Annotated in this window: 19 protein-coding genes; 9 read left to right on the forward strand and 10 right to left on the reverse strand. The window is 60.1% G+C overall.

Annotation, left to right across the window (positions count from 1 at the left end):
- Nucleotides 1-35 precede the first annotated feature (35 nt).
- From rng to mreB, 5 genes are all read right to left on the reverse strand, one after another.
- Nucleotides 36-1493 carry a ribonuclease G gene (gene rng, locus KGB24_RS01655; protein ID WP_008026884.1) on the reverse strand — a complete coding sequence of 486 codons (1458 nt, stop codon included), beginning with the start codon at nt 1491-1493 and terminating at the stop codon, nt 36-38.
- A 57-nt stretch (nt 1494-1550) separates the two neighbouring features.
- The gene (locus KGB24_RS01660) at nt 1551-2147 is read right to left on the reverse strand and encodes a Maf family protein (RefSeq protein WP_223415132.1); all 597 of its coding nucleotides are present in this window, start codon (nt 2145-2147) and stop codon (nt 1551-1553) included.
- Between the two features lie 44 nt (nt 2148-2191).
- Nucleotides 2192-2683, reverse strand: coding sequence for a rod shape-determining protein MreD (gene mreD / locus KGB24_RS01665; RefSeq protein ID WP_223415133.1), 492 nt, complete (start codon nt 2681-2683; stop codon nt 2192-2194).
- Nucleotides 2683-3834, reverse strand: coding sequence for a rod shape-determining protein MreC (mreC, locus tag KGB24_RS01670; protein ID WP_081500181.1), 1152 nt, complete (start codon nt 3832-3834; stop codon nt 2683-2685). Before mreC ends, mreD begins: the two co-directional genes overlap by 1 nt.
- 138 nt (nt 3835-3972) lie before the next feature.
- Nucleotides 3973-5010 carry a rod shape-determining protein MreB gene (mreB, locus tag KGB24_RS01675; protein WP_002555108.1) on the reverse strand — a complete coding sequence of 346 codons (1038 nt, stop codon included), beginning with the start codon at nt 5008-5010 and terminating at the stop codon, nt 3973-3975.
- A 214-nt stretch (nt 5011-5224) separates the two neighbouring features.
- Here mreB and gatC point away from each other — a divergent pair, with 214 nt between their 5' ends.
- The 6 genes from gatC to KGB24_RS01705 all read left to right on the forward strand — a co-directional run bounded on the left by gatC (nt 5225) and on the right by KGB24_RS01705 (nt 10439).
- Complete coding sequence (gene gatC / locus KGB24_RS01680) at nt 5225-5512, forward strand: Asp-tRNA(Asn)/Glu-tRNA(Gln) amidotransferase subunit GatC (protein WP_008026876.1); 288 nt, start codon at nt 5225-5227, stop codon at nt 5510-5512.
- Between the two features lie 16 nt (nt 5513-5528).
- A complete protein-coding gene (gene gatA / locus KGB24_RS01685) occupies nt 5529-6980 on the forward strand; it encodes an Asp-tRNA(Asn)/Glu-tRNA(Gln) amidotransferase subunit GatA (RefSeq protein ID WP_008026874.1) in 1452 nt (483 codons plus the stop codon).
- A gap of 10 nt (nt 6981-6990) precedes the next feature.
- Nucleotides 6991-8436, forward strand: a complete 1446-nt coding sequence (gene gatB, locus KGB24_RS01690) for an Asp-tRNA(Asn)/Glu-tRNA(Gln) amidotransferase subunit GatB (protein ID WP_008026871.1) — start codon at nt 6991-6993, stop codon at nt 8434-8436.
- A 142-nt stretch (nt 8437-8578) separates the two neighbouring features.
- Entirely contained in the window at nt 8579-8950 is a 372-nt protein-coding gene (locus tag KGB24_RS01695; protein WP_008026869.1) for a septal ring lytic transglycosylase RlpA family protein, read from the forward strand.
- 50 nt (nt 8951-9000) lie between these two features.
- On the forward strand, nt 9001-10062 hold the full coding sequence (locus tag KGB24_RS01700) for a calcium/sodium antiporter (protein WP_223415134.1): 1062 nt from the start codon (nt 9001-9003) through the stop codon (nt 10060-10062).
- Nucleotides 10059-10439, forward strand: coding sequence for a carboxymuconolactone decarboxylase family protein (locus KGB24_RS01705; RefSeq protein WP_223415135.1), 381 nt, complete (start codon nt 10059-10061; stop codon nt 10437-10439). The genes KGB24_RS01700 and KGB24_RS01705 overlap by 4 nt, the downstream gene beginning before the upstream one ends.
- Nucleotides 10440-10547: 108 nt before the next feature.
- Here the strand turns inward: KGB24_RS01705 and KGB24_RS01710 are convergent, their stop codons facing one another.
- From KGB24_RS01710 to kdgD, 5 genes are all read right to left on the reverse strand, one after another.
- Nucleotides 10548-11489 (reverse strand): AEC family transporter, encoded by a 942-nt coding sequence (locus KGB24_RS01710; protein ID WP_008026863.1) that lies wholly within the window; start codon nt 11487-11489, stop codon nt 10548-10550.
- Between the two features lie 159 nt (nt 11490-11648).
- Nucleotides 11649-13202 (reverse strand): galactarate dehydratase, encoded by a 1554-nt coding sequence (gene garD, locus KGB24_RS01715; protein WP_223415136.1) that lies wholly within the window; start codon nt 13200-13202, stop codon nt 11649-11651.
- Between the two features lie 11 nt (nt 13203-13213).
- Nucleotides 13214-14581: an MFS transporter gene (locus tag KGB24_RS01720; RefSeq protein ID WP_008026859.1), complete on the reverse strand. Its 1368-nt coding sequence runs from the start codon at nt 14579-14581 to the stop codon at nt 13214-13216.
- A 193-nt stretch (nt 14582-14774) separates the two neighbouring features.
- Nucleotides 14775-16220, reverse strand: coding sequence for an aldehyde dehydrogenase family protein (locus KGB24_RS01725; protein ID WP_223415137.1), 1446 nt, complete (start codon nt 16218-16220; stop codon nt 14775-14777).
- Between the two features lie 59 nt (nt 16221-16279).
- On the reverse strand, nt 16280-17191 hold the full coding sequence (gene kdgD / locus KGB24_RS01730; protein WP_008026855.1) for a 5-dehydro-4-deoxyglucarate dehydratase: 912 nt from the start codon (nt 17189-17191) through the stop codon (nt 16280-16282).
- A 244-nt stretch (nt 17192-17435) separates the two neighbouring features.
- Here kdgD and KGB24_RS01735 point away from each other — a divergent pair, with 244 nt between their 5' ends.
- From KGB24_RS01735 to KGB24_RS01745, 3 genes are all read left to right on the forward strand, one after another.
- Nucleotides 17436-18740 carry a phospholipase gene (locus tag KGB24_RS01735; protein ID WP_223415138.1) on the forward strand — a complete coding sequence of 435 codons (1305 nt, stop codon included), beginning with the start codon at nt 17436-17438 and terminating at the stop codon, nt 18738-18740.
- A gap of 14 nt (nt 18741-18754) precedes the next feature.
- Entirely contained in the window at nt 18755-18946 is a 192-nt protein-coding gene (locus KGB24_RS01740) for a hypothetical protein (protein ID WP_223415139.1), read from the forward strand.
- Nucleotides 18947-19158: 212 nt separating this feature from the next.
- Entirely contained in the window at nt 19159-19482 is a 324-nt protein-coding gene (locus tag KGB24_RS01745) for a hypothetical protein (protein ID WP_223415140.1), read from the forward strand.

Raw genomic sequence — 19482 nt, forward strand, 5'->3', positions numbered from 1 at the left:
GGCCAGCTGTTCTAGTCGGGTTGAAACACAGCGATTCAGAGCAGCACCACGTCGTATTGTTCCTGGGAATACATGGTTTCCACCTGGAACCGAATGGTGCGTCCGATAAATCCTTCCAGCTCGGCGACGTTGCCCGACTCTTCATCGAGCAAGCGGTCGACGACTTTCTGGTTCGCCAATACACGATAGCCTTCCGCTTGATAGGCGCGAGCCTCACGGAGGATTTCGCGGAAAATTTCGTAGCAGACCGTTTCCGGTGTCTTGAGCTTGCCGCGCCCCTGGCAACTGTTGCACGGCTCGCACAGTACTTGTTCGAGACTTTCGCGGGTGCGCTTGCGGGTCATCTGCACCAGGCCCAACTCAGTGATGCCGATAATGTTGGTCTTGGCGTGGTCGCGCTCCAGTTGTTTCTCCAGCGTGCGCAGCACCTGACGCTGATGCTCTTCGTCTTCCATGTCGATGAAGTCGATGATGATGATCCCGCCCAGGTTGCGCAGGCGCAGCTGGCGAGCAATGGCGGTCGCAGCTTCGAGGTTGGTCTTGAAGATGGTTTCTTCAAGGTTGCGATGACCGACGAACGCCCCGGTGTTGACGTCGATGGTGCTCATGGCTTCCGCCGGGTCCACCACCAGGTAACCGCCGGACTTCAGCGGGACTTTGCGTTCGAGGGCCTTCTGGATTTCGTCTTCGACGCCGTACAGGTCGAAGATCGGCCGCTCACCCGGATAATGCTCCAGGCGATCAGCGATTTCCGGCATCAGTTCGGCCACGAACTGCGTGGTTTTCTGGAAGGTTTCCCGGGAGTCGATGCGGATCTTCTCGATCTTCGGGCTGACCAGGTCGCGCAAGGTGCGCAGTGCCAGGCCAAGGTCTTCGTAGATCACACTCGGCGCGCTGATGGTTTTGATCTGCTCGTTGATCTGATCCCAGAGCCTGCGCAGGTAGCGGATGTCCATGAGGATCTCATCGGCCCCGGCGCCTTCGGCGGCGGTACGCAGAATGAAACCACCGGCTTCCTTGATGCCTTCCGTGGCCACGCAATCGGTGACCACTTGCTTGAGGCGCTCGCGCTCGGCTTCGTCTTCGATCTTCAGGGAAATACCGACATGCGCGGTACGCGGCATGTACACCAGATAACGCGAAGGTATTGATAGTTGCGTGGTCAGGCGTGCGCCTTTGGAACCGATCGGGTCCTTGGTGACTTGCACGACCAGGCTTTGGCCTTCATGGACCAGGGAGCTGATGCTTTCGACCGCAGGGCCTTCGCGCAGGGAAATTTCCGAGGCATGAATGAACGCAGCGCGGTCCAGACCGATGTCGACGAACGCCGCCTGCATGCCCGGCAACACCCGCACGACCTTGCCTTTATAGATGTTGCCGACGATACCGCGTTTTTGCGTGCGTTCGACGTGGACCTCTTGCAGGACACCGTTTTCAACCACCGCCACGCGCGATTCCATCGGCGTGATGTTGATCAGGATCTCTTCACTCATGGCAGGGTCTCGTTCAGGCATGTTCACGATAATGGCCGCATCTTGTCAGTACGACGCTCAGCGCGCGTTAAGGGTTTGCCAACAGGGTATGCCGAAATGGCCAAGCAGCTCAGCGGTTTCGCACAGCGGCAGTCCGACCACCGCCGAGTAGCTGCCATTGAGCCCGGCGACAAACACCGCGCCCAGTCCTTGAATGCCATAGCCACCCGCCTTGTCCCGCGGTTCACCGCTGGCCCAGTAGGCCGCCGCTTCATTGAGATCGATAGGGCGAAAACGCACCAGGCTGCGCACAACACGAGACTCGCAACGCTCACCGTCAAGCACGGCAATGGCGGTCAGCACTTCATGTTCTTGTCCTGCCAACATCATAAGCATGGCGCACGCGTCGGCTTCGTCCACCGGTTTGCCGAGAATTTTGCCGTTGAGCACTACGGCGGTATCAGCGCCCAGCACGCAGAATGCTGCGTCGGACACGACTGCGCCACGCCCGGCTTCAGCCTTGCCGCGCGCAAGGCGCTCGACATAGGCCGACGGCGATTCATGGTTCAAAGGGGTTTCATCGATGTCCGCGCTGATGGCGGAGAACGGCACGCCGATCTGCGTTAGCAGTTCACGCCGACGCGGCGAGCCTGAGGCGAGGAATAGCTGTTTCATCAAGACATCTCCCTTGTCGTGGTGTGGGCAAATGCCTGACCGAATCAGTTAATTTTGTAACGTCGACGCAGACCGCGCAAACCGAAGCTGATCCACGGCCAGAGCAACGCGCTGACCAGTGCCGGCAAGACCAGCGCCAGCGTTGGCTGACGATTGCCGGTCAGGGCGCTGAGCCACAGCTGAACAAGCTGCGCGAGGCCGAAGATCACCAGGATCACCAGGCTCTGTTGCCACATCGGGAACATCCGCAGCCGCTGTTGCAGCGACAGCACCAGGAACGTGATGAGCGTCAGGATCAGTGCGTTCTGGCCCAGCAGTGTGCCGTAAAGCACATCTTCGGCCAGGCCCAGGCACCACGCGGTGACCATGCCGACTTTGTGCGGCAAGGCCAATGCCCAGAACGCCAGCAACAAGGCGAGCCATAGCGGGCGAAGGATTTCCATGAATTGCGGCAGCGGCGAAACGCTGAGCAACATGCCGATGGCGAACGTCAGCCAGATCATCCAGCCATTTCGGGAGGCGGTAGCACCGACCATTATTCTCTTCCCCCAGTGGTAGCCGGTGCAGAGACAGGCGGTTTGGCAGCGGGCTTCACGACAGCGGGTTGTGTCGCCGGTGGTTTGGCGGCGGGCGCAGTCGCGGGCGGCTTGGCGGCGGCAGGGTGTGCGGCAGCGGGTTTGACCGGGGTTGTGGCAGCAGGCTTGGCCGGGGTCGCAGCAGGTGCAGTCGCTGGAACGGCGGCGGCAGCAGCAGGTGCAATCACCGCAGCAGGTTTCGGCACGGTGGCGGGAATGATTGGCCCGCCGCCTTGCGCATCGAGGTTTTCCTGAGCCTGAGCGGCGTCGTTTGCACGCTCTTCCGGTGTACGCGTATCGCTGAACACCAGCAACAGGTAACGGCTACGGTTCAAGGCAGCGGTCGGCACGGCGCGAACAATGGCAAATGGCTGGCCGGAATCGTGAATCACTTCCTTGACCGTCGCAACCGGGTACCCCGCCGGGAATCGCTGGCCGAGACCGGAGCTGACCAGCAAGTCACCTTCCTTGATGTCCGCCGTGTCGGCCACGTGACGCAGTTCCAGACGCTCCGGGTTGCCGGTGCCGCTGGCAATCGCTCGCAGACCGTTACGGTTCACTTGCACCGGGATGCTGTGGGTGGTGTCGGTGAGCAACAGCACACGGGAGGTGTACGGCATCAACTCGACCACCTGGCCCATCAGGCCACGGGCATCGAGCACCGGCTGACCGAGGACCACACCGTCGCGCTCACCTTTATTGATGATGATGCGATGGGTGAAGGGGTTGGGGTCCATGCCGATCAACTCGGCCACTTCGACCTTCTCGTTGACCAGCGCGGAGGAATTGAGCAACTCGCGCAGCCGAACGTTCTGCTCGGTGAGGGCGGCAAGCTTTTGCATGCGACCCTGCAGCAGCAGGTTTTCGGTCTTGAGTTTTTCGTTTTCGGCGACCAGCTCGGTACGGCTGCCAAACTGGCTGGCCACACCTTGCCATAGCCGCTGCGGCAGGTCGGTGATCCAGTAAGACTGCATCAGCACCAGCGACATCTGGCTACGCACTGGCTTGAGCAGTGTGAAGCGGGCATCGACCACCATCAGCGCGACCGATAGCACGACCAGCACCAACAAGCGCACGCCCAGTGAAGGCCCTTTGGTGAAAAGCGGTTTAATAAGCCGCTCCTCCCAGGCAAATGTTTTCTTTATTCATACGGCAGACCGGCCTGGATACAGACTGACAGAAGGTAAACGCAAACAGGCAGCACTGCAAAGTGCCGCCTGCGCGCTCAACAGCATAGTTGCATCGGGCGATCACTCGCTCGACAGCAGATCCATGGTGTGTTTATCCATCATTTCCAATGCGCGGCCACCGCCGCGAGCAACGCAGGTCAGCGGGTCTTCGGCAACGATCACCGGCAGACCGGTTTCCTGGGCCAGCAACTTGTCGAGGTCACGCAGCAAGGCGCCACCACCGGTCAGTACCAGGCCACGCTCGGCGATATCGGAAGCCAGCTCCGGAGGCGATTGCTCCAGTGCGCTTTTAACAGCCTGAACGATAGTGGCCAGGGACTCTTGCAGAGCTTCCAGCACTTCATTGGAGTTCAGGGTGAAGGCACGTGGAACGCCTTCGGCCAGGTTACGGCCGCGAACGTCGACTTCGCGAACTTCGCCGCCCGGGTAGGCAGTACCGATTTCCTGTTTGATGCGCTCGGCGGTGGATTCGCCGATCAGGCTGCCGTAGTTGCGACGCACGTAGGTGATGATCGCTTCGTCGAAGCGGTCGCCGCCAACCCGTACGGATTCGGCGTAAACCACACCGTTCAGGGAGATCAGTGCGATTTCAGTGGTACCACCACCGATATCGACCACCATCGAACCGCGTGCTTCTTCAACCGGCAGGCCGGCACCGATCGCAGCCGCCATCGGCTCTTCGATCAGGAACACTTCACGTGCGCCGGCACCAAGGGCCGATTCACGGATGGCACGACGCTCAACCTGAGTGGATTTGCACGGAACGCAGATCAGCACACGAGGGCTAGGCTGCAGGAAGCTGTTTTCGTGAACCTTGTTGATAAAGTATTGCAGCATCTTTTCGCAGACGCTGAAGTCGGCAATGACGCCATCCTTCATCGGACGAATGGCGGCAATGTTGCCCGGCGTACGGCCGAGCATGCGCTTGGCCTCGGTGCCGACAGCAACGACACTTTTCTGGTTACCGTGTGTCCGAATAGCCACAACCGATGGCTCATTCAGGACGATTCCGCGCTCGCGCACGTAAATAAGGGTGTTGGCAGTGCCCAGGTCAATGGAAAGATCGCTGGAAAACATGCCACGCAGTTTCTTGAACATGGGAAAGGGACCCTAGGCAACGCGTGGGTAAAAAAGTGCGGCAAACTCTAACAACGACAGGGATTTTGGGCAAGGCGCCAATATGTTAAATTGGCCGCTTTTCTGTGCACCAACCCCCACAATCGCGGCCTTATGACCGTAGAAATGCGGTAGTGTTCCGACAATCTAACACACGGATAGCATCCGTTCTGTTTTCCTTCCACTGGAGAATCCCATGACGCTTGAACGCTCCGACGTGGAAAAAATCGCTCATCTGGCCTGTCTGGGCCTCAATGATGCCGATCTTCCACACATCACTTCGGCCCTGAACAGCATTCTGGGACTGGTCGACGAAATGCAGGCGGTCAATACCGACGGTATCGAGCCGCTCGCCCACCCACTGGAAGCCAGCCAGCGCCTGCGTGCAGACGTCGTGACCGAGACCAATCATCGCGAGGCCTATCAGTCCATCGCACCAGCGGTCGAAAACGGCCTGTACCTGGTTCCGAAAGTCATCGACTAAAGGGAAAGAGCCTGCAATGCATCAATTGACTCTGGCCGAGATCGCCCGCGGACTCGCCGATAAAAAGTTTTCTTCCGAAGAGCTGACCAAAGTCCTGCTGGCGCGCATCGCCCAGCTCGATCCACAGCTCAACAGTTTCATCAGCCTCACCGAAGACCTGGCGCTCCAGCAGGCGAAAGCCGCTGACGCACGCCGTGCCAATGGTGAGAGCGGCGCCCTGCTCGGCGCGCCGATCGCCCATAAAGACCTGTTCTGCACCCAGGGCGTGCGCACCAGCTGCGGCTCGAAGATGCTCGACAACTTCAAGGCACCGTACGACGCCACCGTCGTCGCCAAACTGGCAGCCGCCGGCGCGGTGACCCTGGGCAAGACCAACATGGACGAATTCGCCATGGGTTCGGCCAACGAGTCGAGCTACTACGGCGCGGTGAAAAACCCGTGGAACCTGGAACACGTGCCGGGCGGTTCGTCCGGTGGTTCGGCGGCGGCCGTTGCCGCTCGCCTGTTGCCAGCCGCGACCGCCACCGACACCGGCGGCTCGATTCGCCAGCCGGCTGCGTTCACCAACCTCACCGGCCTGAAACCGACCTACGGTCGCGTTTCGCGCTGGGGCATGATCGCTTACGCATCCAGCCTCGATCAGGGCGGCCCGCTGGCGCGCACCGCCGAAGACTGCGCGATCCTGCTGCAAGGCATGGCCGGTTTCGACAGCAATGACTCCACCAGCATCGACGAGCCCGTGCCGGATTACAGCGCCAGCCTCAACGATTCGCTGAAAGGCCTGCGCATCGGTGTGCCGAAGGAATACTTCAGCGCCGGTCTCGACCCGCGTATCGCCGAGCTGATCCAGAACAGCATCAAGGAGCTGGAAAAGCTCGGTGCCGTGATCAAGGAAATCAGCCTGCCGAACATGCAGCACGCGATTCCTGCGTACTACGTGATCGCCCCGGCAGAAGCGTCTTCCAACCTGTCGCGTTTCGACGGCGTGCGTTTCGGCTATCGCTGCGAAGACCCGAAAAACCTGGAAGACCTGTACAAGCGTTCCCGTGGCGAAGGTTTCGGTGCAGAAGTGCAGCGCCGGATCATGGTCGGCGCCTACGCGCTGTCGGCCGGTTACTACGACGCCTACTACCTGAAGGCGCAGAAGATTCGTCGCCTGGTGAAGAACGACTTCATGGCGGCTTTCAATGAAGTCGACATCATCCTCGGCCCAACCACGCCGAACCCGGCCTGGAAGCTTGGCGCCAAGAGCAGCGACCCGGTCGCTGCCTATCTGGAAGACGTCTACACCATCACCGCCAACCTCGCCGGCCTGCCGGGCTTGTCCATGCCCGCCGGTTTCGTCGATGGCCTGCCGGTCGGCGTGCAACTGCTCGCCCCGTATTTCCAGGAAGGTCGCCTGTTGAACGTTGCCCATCAGTATCAGTTGAACACTGACTGGCACACCCGCACCCCAACCGGCTTCTGAGGAGAAACACATGCAATGGGAAGTCGTGATCGGGCTGGAGATTCATACCCAGCTCACCACCCGGTCGAAAATCTTTTCCGGTAGCTCCACCACTTTCGGTTCCGAGCCGAACACCCAGGCCAGCCTGGTTGACCTCGGCATGCCTGGCGTCTTGCCAGTGCTGAACCAGGAAGCGGTGCGCATGGCCGTGATGTTCGGCCTCGCTATCGATGCCGAGATCGGCCAGCACAACGTGTTCGCCCGCAAAAACTATTTCTATCCGGACCTGCCCAAGGGCTACCAGATCAGCCAGATGGAATTGCCGATTGTCGGCAAGGGCCACCTGGACATCGCCCTTGAAGACGGTACGGTCAAACGCGTTGGCATCACCCGCGCGCACCTGGAAGAAGACGCCGGTAAAAGCCTGCACGAAGAGTTCAACGGTGCCACCGGCATCGACCTGAACCGCGCCGGCACGCCGCTGCTGGAAATCGTTTCCGAGCCGGACATGCGCAGCGCCAAGGAAGCCGTGGCTTACGTCAAGGCTGTCCACGCGCTGGTACGCTACCTGGGCATCTGCGACGGCAACATGGCCGAAGGTTCGCTGCGTTGCGACTGCAACGTGTCGATCCGTCCGAAAGGCCAGGCCGAGTTCGGCACGCGTTGCGAGATCAAGAACGTCAACTCGTTCCGCTTCATCGAGAAGGCGATCAACACCGAAGTGCAGCGTCAGATCGAACTGATCGAAGACGGCGGCAAGGTGATCCAGCAGACTCGCCTGTACGACCCGAACAAGGACGAAACCCGTCCGATGCGCAGCAAAGAGGAAGCCAACGACTACCGTTACTTCCCCGATCCGGACCTGCTGCCGGTGGTCATCGAAAACTCGTTCCTCGACGACGTGCGCGCCACCCTGCCGGAATTGCCACCGCAGAAACGCGAGCGCTTCCAGGAGCAGTTCGGTCTGTCGGTCTACGACGCCAGCGTCCTGGCCACCAGCCGCGAGCAAGCCGATTACTTCGAGAAAGTCGCGAGCATTGGCGGCGACGCCAAACTGGCGGCCAACTGGGTCATGGTTGAACTGGGCAGCCTGTTGAACAAACAAGGCCTGGACATTGATCAGTCACCGGTTTCGGCCGAGCAACTGGGCGGCATGCTGCTGCGCATCAAGGACAACACCATCTCCGGCAAGATCGCCAAAGTGGTGTTTGAAGCGATGGCCAATGGCGAAGGCAGCGCGGACGAGATCATCGACAAGCGCGGCTTGAAGCAAGTGACCGACACCGGCGCGATCTCGGCGGTGCTGGACGAAATGCTCGCGGCCAACGCCGAGCAGGTCGAACAATACCGCGCGGCAGACGAAGCCAAACGCGGCAAGATGTTCGGCTTCTTCGTCGGCCAGGCCATGAAAGCCTCCAAAGGCAAGGCCAACCCGCAACAGGTCAACGAACTGCTGAAAAGCAAACTCGAAGGCTGATGAGCATGGAGCCAGATGTTACGCCTGGCTCAAATCCTTGTAGGAGCAAGCTTGCTCGCGATGGTGTGTCAGTCGACATTGATGTAGCTGACACACCATCGCGAGCAGGCTCGCTCCTACAGTTGTTTGTGGGAGCTTTACAATGAAACGTCTACTGGGGGCCTGCGCCCTGTTGTCTTTACTGGCCGGTTGCGCCAGCACCGATGCCGTCGATCCTCACGGTTACGACCAGACAGGCGTGGCGTCCTACTACGGCGCCAAACACCAGGGCAAACGCACCGCCAGCGGTGAACGTTTCGACAAAAATTCCATGACCGCTGCCCACCGCCAACTACCCTTTGGTACGCGGGTGAAGGTCACCAATCTGAAAAACGACAAATCCTGCGTGGTCCGCATCAATGATCGCGGGCCGCACACTCGCGGGCGCCTGATCGACTTGTCCCATGAGGCCGCCGAGCAACTGGGCATGATCAAAAGCGGCACCGCACGGGTTCGCGTGCAAGCCCTCGACTGACTCACGGAGCCCCGACCATTTTCGGACTTGCCGACTTACCCCTGCTCAGCGTGATTGAACTGCTCAGCGGCCTGGTTCTACTGATCGCCGGTGCCGAACTGATGGTGCGCGCCGCCGTGCGCGTGGCCGCGCGACTGCACGTTCGACCGTTGATCATCGGCCTGACCATCGTCGCCCTCGGCAGCAGCGCACCGCAGATGGCCGTCAGCCTGCAAGCCACGCTGGCGCAGAACGCCGACATCGCCGTCGGCAGCGTGATCGGCAGCAGCATCTTCAACATCCTCGTCACCCTCGGGCTTTCGGCGCTGATCATCCCGCTGCGGGTCTCGCGACAACTGGTGCGCCTGGATATTCCATTGATGATCGGCGCCAGCCTGCTGGTGTTCGTTCTGGCATGGAATGAAGAACTGACCCGGGTCGACGGCGTCCTGCTATTGACGGCGCTGATGGTGTATCTGGGCCTGTTGCTGCGCCAGTCGCGGCATTCGGCGCGTCCACAAACGAGCCCGCATGAAGGCCCTGAAGTTCCGTGGTTCAGCAGCCTGCTGATGATCGTCGCGGGCCTGGCGATGCTGATCTACGCCGGGCATTTGCTGCTGGGCGCCGCGGTGTCGGTCGCCACGGATCTGGGGCTGTCGGAACGGATCATCGGCCTGACCATCGTCGCCGTCAGCACTTCGTTGCCGGAACTGGCGACCTCGTTGATCGCGGCATTGCGTGGTCAGCGCGACATCGCCGTAGGCAACGTGATCGGCAGCAACCTGTTCAACCTGTTGGGCGTGCTGGGCGTTACCGCACTGATCGCGCCGTCGCCGCTGTCGGTCTCGCCCAACGCGCTGGATTTCGACTTGCCGGTGATGCTCGGCGTCGCGGCGCTGTGCCTGCCGGTGTTCTATTCCGGCTACCGGGTGACCCGCGCCGAAGGTCTGCTGTTTTTGGGTTTGTACCTGGCTTACGGTCTGCACGTGGTGTCGTTCACCACCGGCATGCCGCTGGCCGGCAAGCTTGAACACCTGATGTTGTTTTTCGTCCTGCCGGCGCTGTTGGCGTTTTTGCTGTTCACGTCGCTGCGCGCCTGGCGTCGCCAACACCACAAGAAGGAATTGCCATGACCGACAATAAAAAAACCGGCGTTGAAGTCCGCCGCCAAGTGATGGGCGACGCTTTCGTCGATCGCGCATTGGGCAATGCCACCGAGTTCACCCAGCCGTTGCAGGATTTCGTCAATGAACACGCCTGGGGCAGTGTGTGGAGTCGCGAAGGGTTGCCGCTGAAAACCCGCAGCCTGATCACCCTCGCCGCGCTGACCGCGTTGAAGTGCCCGCAGGAATTGAAAGGCCACGTGCGCGGCGCGCTGAACAATGGCTGCACCGTGGAAGAGATTCGCGAGGCACTGCTGCATTGCGCGGTGTATGCCGGTGTGCCGGCGGCGATCGATGCGTTTCGGGCGGCGCAGGAAGTGATCGATACCTACCAGAAGTCGGAGTAAGCAGGTCCGCCGCTTTCGCGGGCAAGCCTCGCTCCTACAGAAGATCACCGAACCTGTAGGAGCGAGGCTTGCCCGCGAATGGATCTAAAGCGCACAGAGAATCTGAAGCTAGATCCACCCACCCCACTGCAACAAAAAGATCCCGATGTTGGTGGTCACCGCCGCCATCAGCGTGGTGATCACAATGATCGCCGCCGCCAGTTCATGATTGCCATCGGCCTGACGCGCCATGACAAAACTGGCCGCCGCAGTCGGGCTGCCGAAGTACAGGAACAGAATCCCCAACTCCGCCCCGCGAAACCCCCAGAGCCATGCGCCCAGCGTCGCCAGCACCGGCAGGCCGATCATCTTCACCAGGCTGGAGCTGAGCGCCATGTTGCCGCTTTTGCGCATCGCCGCCAGCGACAGCGTGCCGCCGATGCAGATCAACGCCAAGGGCAACGTGGTTTGCGCCAGGTACTGCCCGGACTTCTCCAGCCAGCCCGGCAAGGCAATATTGAAATACGCAAACGGCGCCGCCGCAAACACGCTAATGATCAGCGGGTTGTTCATCACGCTTTTGCAGATACTCCACGGGTCGGACTTGATCACCGGGCTGTACACCGCCAGCACAATGGTCGACAGCGTGTTGTAAAACAGGATCACCAGTGCCGCGAGAATCGCGCCGAGGGAAATTCCGTAATCGCCGTACATGCTCGCTGCCAGCGCGAGGCCGATAACGCCGTTGTTGCCGCGAAACGCACCCTGGGTGTAAATCCCGCGGTCTTCACGCGGGCACTTCCAGATCGCCCAGCCCCAGGCGATGGCGAAGCTGACCAGCGTGGCAATCGAAAAATAGATCAGCAGCGACGGTTGCAGCGCGGCGTGCAAGTCGGCATGCAGGATGCCCAGAAACAGCAACGCCGGCATGGTGACGTTGAACACCAGAGCCGACGCTGTGTGGATGAAATTGTCGTTGATCCAGTTGATGCGCTTGAGCAGCACGCCCAGAAACAGCATGGCAAACACCGGCGCGGTGATGTTCAGGGTTTCGAGGAAGATAGCCAGCATGCCGGGGGTCACCTTGGGTGGGCGTCGTTAGGGGGCTAATGATAAGCCACCCGAGGCGTTGGCGTCTGGTGGAAAGCCTTCGCGGGCAAGCCTCGCTCCTACAGAAGATCACCGGACCTGTAGGAGCGAGGCTTGCCCGCGAAGAACGATGACGCGGTCTTACGTGATCGGCGCCGGGTTGAACAGGGTAATGTCGTTATGCAGCTTGTGCCGCTCCGACCACGTCTGCTTCTTCCCGCTGGCCACGTCCAGGTAGTAGTGAAACAACTCCCAGCCGAGATCCTCGATCGACGCGCGTCCAGTCGCAATCCGCCCGGCATCGATGTCGATCAGGTCCGGCCAGCGCTGCGCCAGTTCGGTCCGGGTCGATACCTTCACCACCGGCGCCATCGCCAGACCATACGGCGTGCCACGCCCGGTGGTGAACACGTGCAGGTTCATCCCGGCCGCCAGTTGCAACGTCCCGCAGACAAAATCGCTGGCCGGGGTCGCGCAGAAAATCAGGCCTTTGCGCTTGAAGCGCTCGCCAGGGCCCAGCACGCCGTTGATCGCGCTGCTGCCGGATTTGACGATCGACCCAAGGGATTTCTCGACAATGTTCGACAACCCGCCCTTCTTGTTGCCCGGCGTGGTGTTGGCGCTGCGATCCGCTTCACCCTTGGCCAGGTAACGGTCGTACCAGTCCATTTCCCGCACCAGTTCCTGAGCGACTTCCTCGGTTTCGGCGCGGGACGTCAGCAGGTAAATCGCGTCGCGCACTTCGGTGACTTCGGAAAACATCACCGTCGCACCGGCGCGCAGCAACAGGTCAGAGGCGTAACCCAGCGCCGGGTTGGCGGTGATGCCGGAGAACGCATCGCTGCCACCACACTGCATGCCGAGAATCAGCTCGGACGCCGGCACGGTTTCCCGGCGACGTTGATCGAGCTTCTTCAATCGGGTCTCGGCCAGGGCCATGATCTGCTCGATCATTTCGGTGAAACCGTGACTCGAATCCTGCAAGCGATACAGCCACGGATCGCTCAGATCCACCGAGCTGTCGTTCTCGTGCATCACCTGCCCGGCCTGCAATTTCTCGCAGCCCAGACTGATCACCAGCGCTTCGCCGCCCAGGTTCGGGTTGCGCGCCAGGTTACGCACGGTGCGGATCGGGATGTATGCATCCGTCGCGGTGATTGCCACGCCGCAGCCATAGCTGTGAGTCAACGCGACCACGTCATCGACGTTCGGATACTTGGGCAGCAACTCGTCCTTGATGCGCTTGACCGCATGATCCAGAACGCCGGTGACACACTGCACCGTGGTGGTAATCCCGAGAATGTTGCGCGTGCCGACGGTGCCGTCGGCGTTGCGATACCCCTCGAACGTAAAGCCTTCCAGCGGTGCCTGCGCCGCCGGCACTTCGGTGGACAGCGGCAAGCTGTCCAGCGGTGGTGCGGTGGGCATGCGCAGTTGATCTTCCTTGACCCAACTGCCGCGCGGAATTGGCTGCAACGCGTAGCCAATGGTCTGGCCGTAACGAATCACCTGGCCGCCCTCGGGAATGTCCTCGAGGGTGACCTTGTGGCTCTGCGGCACGAAGTCCACGGTGACCAGGCCATCGGAAAACTCGGTGCCCGCCGGCACGCCCTGATCGTTGACCACGATCACGACGTTGTCTCGCTCGTGCAGGCGGATGTAGCGCGGCGAGTCGGAATGTTCAATCAACTGCATGACGCCGCTCCTCAGGAATGCGCTTGTGACAATTTGTTGTTTGTTTCAGGGCCGCTGACCGGTGGCTCTTTGAGCACCACACGTTTGATCGGGCCAACGATCACCAGGTAGCTGAACACTGCAACCAGTGCGTTGCAACCGACAAACACCAGCGCCCATTTGAACGAGCCAGTGGAGCTGATGATGTAGCCGATGACGATCGGCGTGGTAATCGACGCGATGTTGCCGAAGGTGTTGAACAGGCCACCGCTGAGACCGGCAATCTGTTTTGGCGAGGTATCGGACACGACTGCCCAACCCAGCGCACCCACGCCTTTGCCGAAGAAAGCCAAGGCCATGAAGCCCACGACCATCCATTCAACATCGACATAGTTGCAAGCCACGATGCTGCTGGAAACCAGCAAGCCCGCGATGATCGGCGCCTTGCGGGCGAAGGTCAGGGAATGGCCCTTGCGCAGCAGGTAGTCGGAAATCACGCCGCCGAGCACACCACCGATGAAACCGCAGATCGCCGGCAACGAGGCGATGAAACCAGCCTTGAGGATGGTCATGCCGCGTTCTTGCACCAGGTACACCGGGAACCAGGTCAGGAAGAAGTAGGTGATGCCGTTGATGCAGTATTGGCCCAGATACACGCCGAGCATCATGCGGTTGGTCAGCAACTGGCGGATGTAGTCCCACTTCGGACCGTCGCTTTTTTTGCCTTTGCCTTTGTCCTGGTCCATATCGACCATGCCGCCGTTGTCGGCGATGTGCTTGAACTCGGCGTCGTTGATCATCGGGTGCTGGCGCGGGCTGTAGATCACCTTCAACCAGATGCCCGAGAAGATGATGCCGATCACGCCCATCACGATGAACACGTGCTGCCAGCCGAAGCTGTAGACGATCCAGCCCATCAGCGGCGCGAACAACACGGTGGCAAAGTATTGCGCCGAGTTGAAGATCGCCGAGGCGGTGCCGCGTTCAGCGGTCGGGAACCAGGCGGCCACGATGCGTGCGTTACCGGGGAAGGATGGCGCTTCGGCCAGGCCCACCAGGAAGCGCAGCATGAACAGCGCAACCACTGCCGTGGACATGCCGAACTCGCCGACATAGCCCTGCAGCACGGTGAACAATGACCAGGTGAAAATGCTCAGCGCATAGATTTTTTTCGAGCCGAAACGGTCCAGCAGCCAGCCACCGGGAATTTGCCCGGCCACGTAGGCCCAACCGAATGCGGAGAAGATGTAACCGAGGGTGACCGCGTCGATGCCGAGGTCTTTTTGCAGGCTGGAGCCCGCGATTGCGATGGTTGCCCGGTCGGCGTAGTTGATCGTGGTCACCAGAAAAAGCATGAGCAAAATCAAATAGCGGACGTGGGTCGGCTTGGTCGCTTGCATGTAGATGTACTCCCACTGATTATTTTTATGCGGGGTGGATCGTTTTGTGTCCCTTGTAGGAGCGAGCCTGCTCGCGATGGTCGTCAACGATGACGCTGGGCATCAGGCTGAACTTCGCGACCTCGAGACCATCGCGAGCAGGCTCGCTCCTACAGGGGGTGCGGTATCGTTGCCAATACCGCGGTGGTTCCTGTTAAGAGCCGATGTAGCTGGTTTTCACCACGGTGTAGAACTCTTGCGCGTAGCGACCTTGCTCGCGGGAACCATAGGATGAACCTTTACGCCCACCGAATGGAACGTGGTAATCCACGCCCGCCGTCGGCAGGTTGACCATCACCATCCCGGCCTGGGAGTGGCGTTTGAAGTGGTTGGCGTACTTCAGCGACGTGGTGGCGATGCCCGCCGACAGACCGAATTCGGTGTCGTTGGCCATGGCCAGTGCAGCGTCGTAATCCGCCACGCGAACGATGTTGGCCACCGGGCCGAAGATCTCTTCGCGGCTGATGCGCATCGCAGCTTCGCTGTCGGCAAACAGCGTAGGCGCGAGGTAGTAGCCTTCGGTGTCGCAGGTCACCAGACCGCCGCCGCTGACCAGACGTGCACCTTCGGACTGGCCGATGTCGATGTACTTCATGTCCTGTTCAAGCTGAGCTTGCGAGACCACCGGACCGATGTCGGTGCCGGTTTTCAGCGCGTGGCCAACCTTGATCGACTTCATGCGCTCGGCCATCGCTTCAACGAACTTGTCGTGGATGCCGGCAGTGACGATGAAGCGGCTGGAAGCGGTGCAACGCTGGCCGGTGGAGTAGAACGCGCTCTGTATCGACAGTTCGACCGCTTGCTTGAGGTCGGCGTCGTCGAGAATGATCTGCGGGTTCTTGCCACCCATTTCCAGCTGAACCTTGGCCTGGCGCGACACGCAGCTGACGGCGATCTGACGACCGACACCGACGGAACCGGTGAAGCTGATGCCATCGACTTTCGGGCTCTGAACCATTGCATCGCCAACCACGCGACCGCTGCCCATCACCAGGTTGAACACGCCGGCCGGGAAGCCTGCGCGGGAGATGATTTCAGCCAGCGCCCAGGCGCAACCCGGCACCAGATCCGCCGGTTTCAGCACGACGCAGTTGCCGTAGGCCAGGGCCGGAGCGATTTTCCACGCCGGGATGGCGATCGGGAAGTTCCACGGAGTGATCAGGCCAACCACGCCCAAGGCTTCGCGAGTGACTTCGACATTGACGCCCGGACGCACCGACGGCAAATAGTCGCCGGACAGACGCAGGGTTTCACCGGCGAAGAACTTGAAGATGTTACCGGCGCGGGTCACTTCGCCGATGGCTTCAGGCAGGGTCTTGCCCTCTTCCCGAGCCAGCAAGGTGCCGAGTTCTTCGCGGCGAGCGAGGATTTCAGTACCGACTTTATCCAGCGAGTCGTGGCGGGCTTGAATGCCCGAGGTCGACCAGGCCGGGAACGCAGCGCGAGCGGCGTCGATGGCGGCGTGGACCTGGGCCAGATCAGCCTTGGCGTATTCACCGATGGTGTCGGTCAGTTCGGACGGGTTGATGTTGGCGCAGTATTCACTGCCGGCAACCCATTCACCGTTGATGTAGTTATCAAAACGCTTTGTATCAGCCACAACAATCTCCTCACGCAAAAGGCCGCTGATTGCTCAGCGGCCTTGTTTAATCGGGTGTGTTACTGCGCACCTTGCTTGTCGATCAGCGCGGCGAGCATTTCGTACTCTTCGCCGGTCAGATCGGTCAGCGGCGCACGCACAGGACCTGCGTCATAGCCGGCAATTTTCGCACCCGCCTTGACGATGCTCACCGCATAACCGGATTTGCGGTTACGGATGTCCAGGTACGGCAGGAAGAAGTCGTCGATGATCTTGCCGACGGTGGCGTGATCTTCGCGAGCGATGGCGTGGTAGAAATCCATCGCGGTTTTCGGGATGAAGTTGAACACCGCCGAGGAGTAAACCGGTACGCCCAAGGCCTTGTAGGCAGCGGCGTAGACTTCGGCGGTCGGCAAACCACCCAGGTAGCTGAAGCGATCGCCGAGGCGACGACGGATCGACACCATCAACTCGATATCGCCCAGGCCATCCTTGTAGCCGATCAGGTTCGGGCAGCGCTCGGCCAGGCGTTCCAGCAGCGGCGCGGTCAGGCGGCAGACGTTGCGGTTGTAAACCACCACGCCGATCTTCACCGATTTGCACACGGCTTCAACGTGGGCGGCAACGCCGTCCTGGCTGGCTTCGGTCAGGTAGTGCGGCAGCAGCAACAGGCCTTTGGCGCCCAGACGCTCGGCTTCCTGTGCGTATTCGATGGCTTGACGGGTCGAACCGCCAACGCCGGCCAGAATCGGCACGCTGGTTTCGCAGGTGTCGACGGCAGTCTTGATGATTTCCGAATATTCGCTGGCCGCCAGGGAGAAGAACTCACCGGTGCCGCCTGCGGCGAACAGAGCCGAGGCGCCGTATGGGGCCAGCCATTCGAGACGCTTGATGTAGCCCGCGCGATTGAAGTCGCCCTGAGCATTGAAATCGGTAACCGGGAAAGACAACAGACCGGAAGAGAGGATGGACTTCAGTTCTTGTGGATTCATTATTCGAACACCCTGGGTAGCAACGTTTGTTTGTGTGTGTGAGAAAACCGTTCAGCCTGCGCCGAAGTTGTAGGTCATCGTACAACTTAAAAAACAACCGTCAACTGCATTTCATCGCCGCACCCAAAATTTATGCGTCGGAAAAGTATTTTCTTGACGTAGGAAATATCTCCTCTATGCTCCGAATAACTGTATATATATACAGTTATTTGAAACATACCGACGACATATCAAGGAGATAGAAATGTCAGGTCTACACACAAAAACTCAGGAAAAACCAAAACAGGTCATTGCCGGGCTGGATGATCTGTTCACCGAAAACGGCATCGCCATTACGGGCAATGACCATCTGGTCCTGCGCCTCGACGAGCACCGGACCGACACCCACCAGCCATCCGCCCCTGCATCCGGCAACGCCTTGAAAGGCAAGCCACAGCTGAGGTTCGAGGGTGGCGAACACACCGCCATCGGCGACAACACGCTGCTGCGTTTCGCCAAGGATGCACCGGCGATAACGGCCTCGCAGGTCGAGTTGCATTTGCCTAACGGCCTGGCCCTGACGTATGGGCAGGTTGTTGCACTGGGCGGTGATTTCTATGGAATCCCGGACAAACCGGTCAGCGAAGGCGCAACCGCCGCCGACCGGATCCAGCGCTTTACCGAGGCCTTCAATTCCCTGGCGGTGCTGCCGGCGTCAAATGCCGAAGCGAAGCTGATCCTCGGCGTCATGCAGAAGGAAATCGCCGCGGTTAAACAGGCGATAAAGGACGGCAAACAGCCCCACGAGGCGTATGACGCACTGGGTGATACGTTGTCGGAAGAGTGGAACAAGATCACCGGCGGCGGCAGTTTCGTCTCGGCCCTGTATCCATTGGGCCGCTACCTGAAACTGGCCGCCAACAACGCTGACCACTTCGCCGAGTGGGCACTGCTGGCCTACATCGCCGGGCATACGGCGGCATTGCAACAAGCGGTGGTCGCCCACAACAGTGGCGATGACGCGTCGCTGGAACTGGCTTACGCGATGAACGCTTTCGCCGATCACTACCTGACCGACCTGTTTTCCGCCGGCCACCTGCGGGTGCCGCGCAAACAGTTGGCAGCGGTGGTCACGCCGAGTGATCTGGGCTCGTTGATTACCCGCTTCATGCACGACGAAGACAGCAAGTTCGGCCTCAATGTGCGCAATGGCGACGGCGCTCAATGGCACGCTTATGGCGACAAGCGCTACTTCGATGCCATCGACAGCGCCAATCGCGCCCAGGTCAATCTAGCGGTCCAGGTGTCGGCGGATGAAATTTTCGCGACGTACCTCAGCGGCATCGCCCCGTCGCCCGGCAGTTTCGCGGCATTGAAAAAACTGCCTGATCTGCAAGCGGTACTGAACCCGACGGGCAATTTCTCGCCGCTGTTCAAGGTCGAGGGCAACAAGGTGTTGCGGCGCAAGGACGTCAATAACCTGAATGACACCGCCACCGTCGATGATTGGTGGGGCTGGAGCACTTACCTGCTGCTCAAGGACTACAACCCGACTGGCAACGTGGCCTGATAAGGAGATCGATGATGACTATCAAACTGAAACTGGAATTGGCTTCGGGCGATTCGCTGAAGGGTGCGCCGCTGGAGTTGTTGGCCGAGGGTGTACCCATCGCCCGGGCCATCGTGGATGAGCGAGGCAACGCGAGGTTCGATGCAAAAACCGCGAGCACTGAGCTGCGAGTGAGAGTGGACCGCTCGATCCTGACAAAAGGCTAGACCCGTTACGTTCGATACGCCCATGCAAATGGGCGTATCGACATTCACTGTCTGAAACGCCTGGTCATCATCATTTTCAGCGCCCCCGTCAAAACGCTCGTACTGTGCAAAGCCCGTCGTGAATGAATCACGACCCACCTCGCACGGAGAGCGAACCCATCATGACACTTGCCCCGCCCCTTCTTCCGCAGTTGGCCCTTCACGAAGCCGAAATGACGATCGTGAAGTTGTCGAGCCTGAATGACACGCTGAAAATTCTTGTACCCGATTCGGATGAGTTCGAGGCGAACTGGGACGTTTACCCGATCCTCGGAGCCGATCCGGATGTGCCCGACTGGAAGGGTTGCAAAGCGCCGACCGGCGTCTGGGATGACGCCGTCGATGACATGGTCAAACTCAGTGGAATCGAGCTGCTCATCCCGAAAGTGGTACTGGAGAAGTACTCGGGTACAGAAGTCGATTTGCGCTACAAATTCTCCGATGAATCCAGTCTGGAACCGTATTCGGAGCGCCTGAAGCTCTACGTCGAAGCGTGA

Source organism: Pseudomonas sp. BF-RE-25 (assembly GCF_019956105.1).
In the GTDB taxonomy this organism is placed as follows: Bacteria; Pseudomonadota; Gammaproteobacteria; order Pseudomonadales; family Pseudomonadaceae; genus Aquipseudomonas; species Aquipseudomonas migulae.

Bases quoted from the DNA above. Each gene is read 5' to 3' on its own strand.
- rng (WP_008026884.1), bottom strand. From the start codon at position 1,493: ATGAGTGAAGAGATCCTGATCAACATCACGCCGATGGAATCGCGCGTG.
- KGB24_RS01660 (WP_223415132.1), bottom strand. From the start codon at position 2,147: ATGAAACAGCTATTCCTCGCCTCAGGCTCGCCGCGTCGGCGTGAACTG.
- mreD (WP_223415133.1), bottom strand. From the start codon at position 2,683: ATGGTCGGTGCTACCGCCTCCCGAAATGGCTGGATGATCTGGCTGACG.
- mreB (WP_002555108.1), bottom strand. From the start codon at position 5,010: ATGTTCAAGAAACTGCGTGGCATGTTTTCCAGCGATCTTTCCATTGAC.
- gatC (WP_008026876.1), top strand. From the start codon at position 5,225: ATGACGCTTGAACGCTCCGACGTGGAAAAAATCGCTCATCTGGCCTGT.
- gatA (WP_008026874.1), top strand. From the start codon at position 5,529: ATGCATCAATTGACTCTGGCCGAGATCGCCCGCGGACTCGCCGATAAA.
- gatB (WP_008026871.1), top strand. From the start codon at position 6,991: ATGCAATGGGAAGTCGTGATCGGGCTGGAGATTCATACCCAGCTCACC.
- KGB24_RS01695 (WP_008026869.1), top strand. From the start codon at position 8,579: ATGAAACGTCTACTGGGGGCCTGCGCCCTGTTGTCTTTACTGGCCGGT.
- KGB24_RS01705 (WP_223415135.1), top strand. From the start codon at position 10,059: ATGACCGACAATAAAAAAACCGGCGTTGAAGTCCGCCGCCAAGTGATG.
- KGB24_RS01710 (WP_008026863.1), bottom strand. From the start codon at position 11,489: ATGCTGGCTATCTTCCTCGAAACCCTGAACATCACCGCGCCGGTGTTT.
- garD (WP_223415136.1), bottom strand. From the start codon at position 13,202: ATGCAGTTGATTGAACATTCCGACTCGCCGCGCTACATCCGCCTGCAC.
- KGB24_RS01720 (WP_008026859.1), bottom strand. From the start codon at position 14,581: ATGCAAGCGACCAAGCCGACCCACGTCCGCTATTTGATTTTGCTCATG.
- kdgD (WP_008026855.1), bottom strand. From the start codon at position 17,191: ATGAATCCACAAGAACTGAAGTCCATCCTCTCTTCCGGTCTGTTGTCT.
- KGB24_RS01735 (WP_223415138.1), top strand. From the start codon at position 17,436: ATGTCAGGTCTACACACAAAAACTCAGGAAAAACCAAAACAGGTCATT.
- KGB24_RS01740 (WP_223415139.1), top strand. From the start codon at position 18,755: ATGACTATCAAACTGAAACTGGAATTGGCTTCGGGCGATTCGCTGAAG.
- KGB24_RS01745 (WP_223415140.1), top strand. From the start codon at position 19,159: ATGACGATCGTGAAGTTGTCGAGCCTGAATGACACGCTGAAAATTCTT.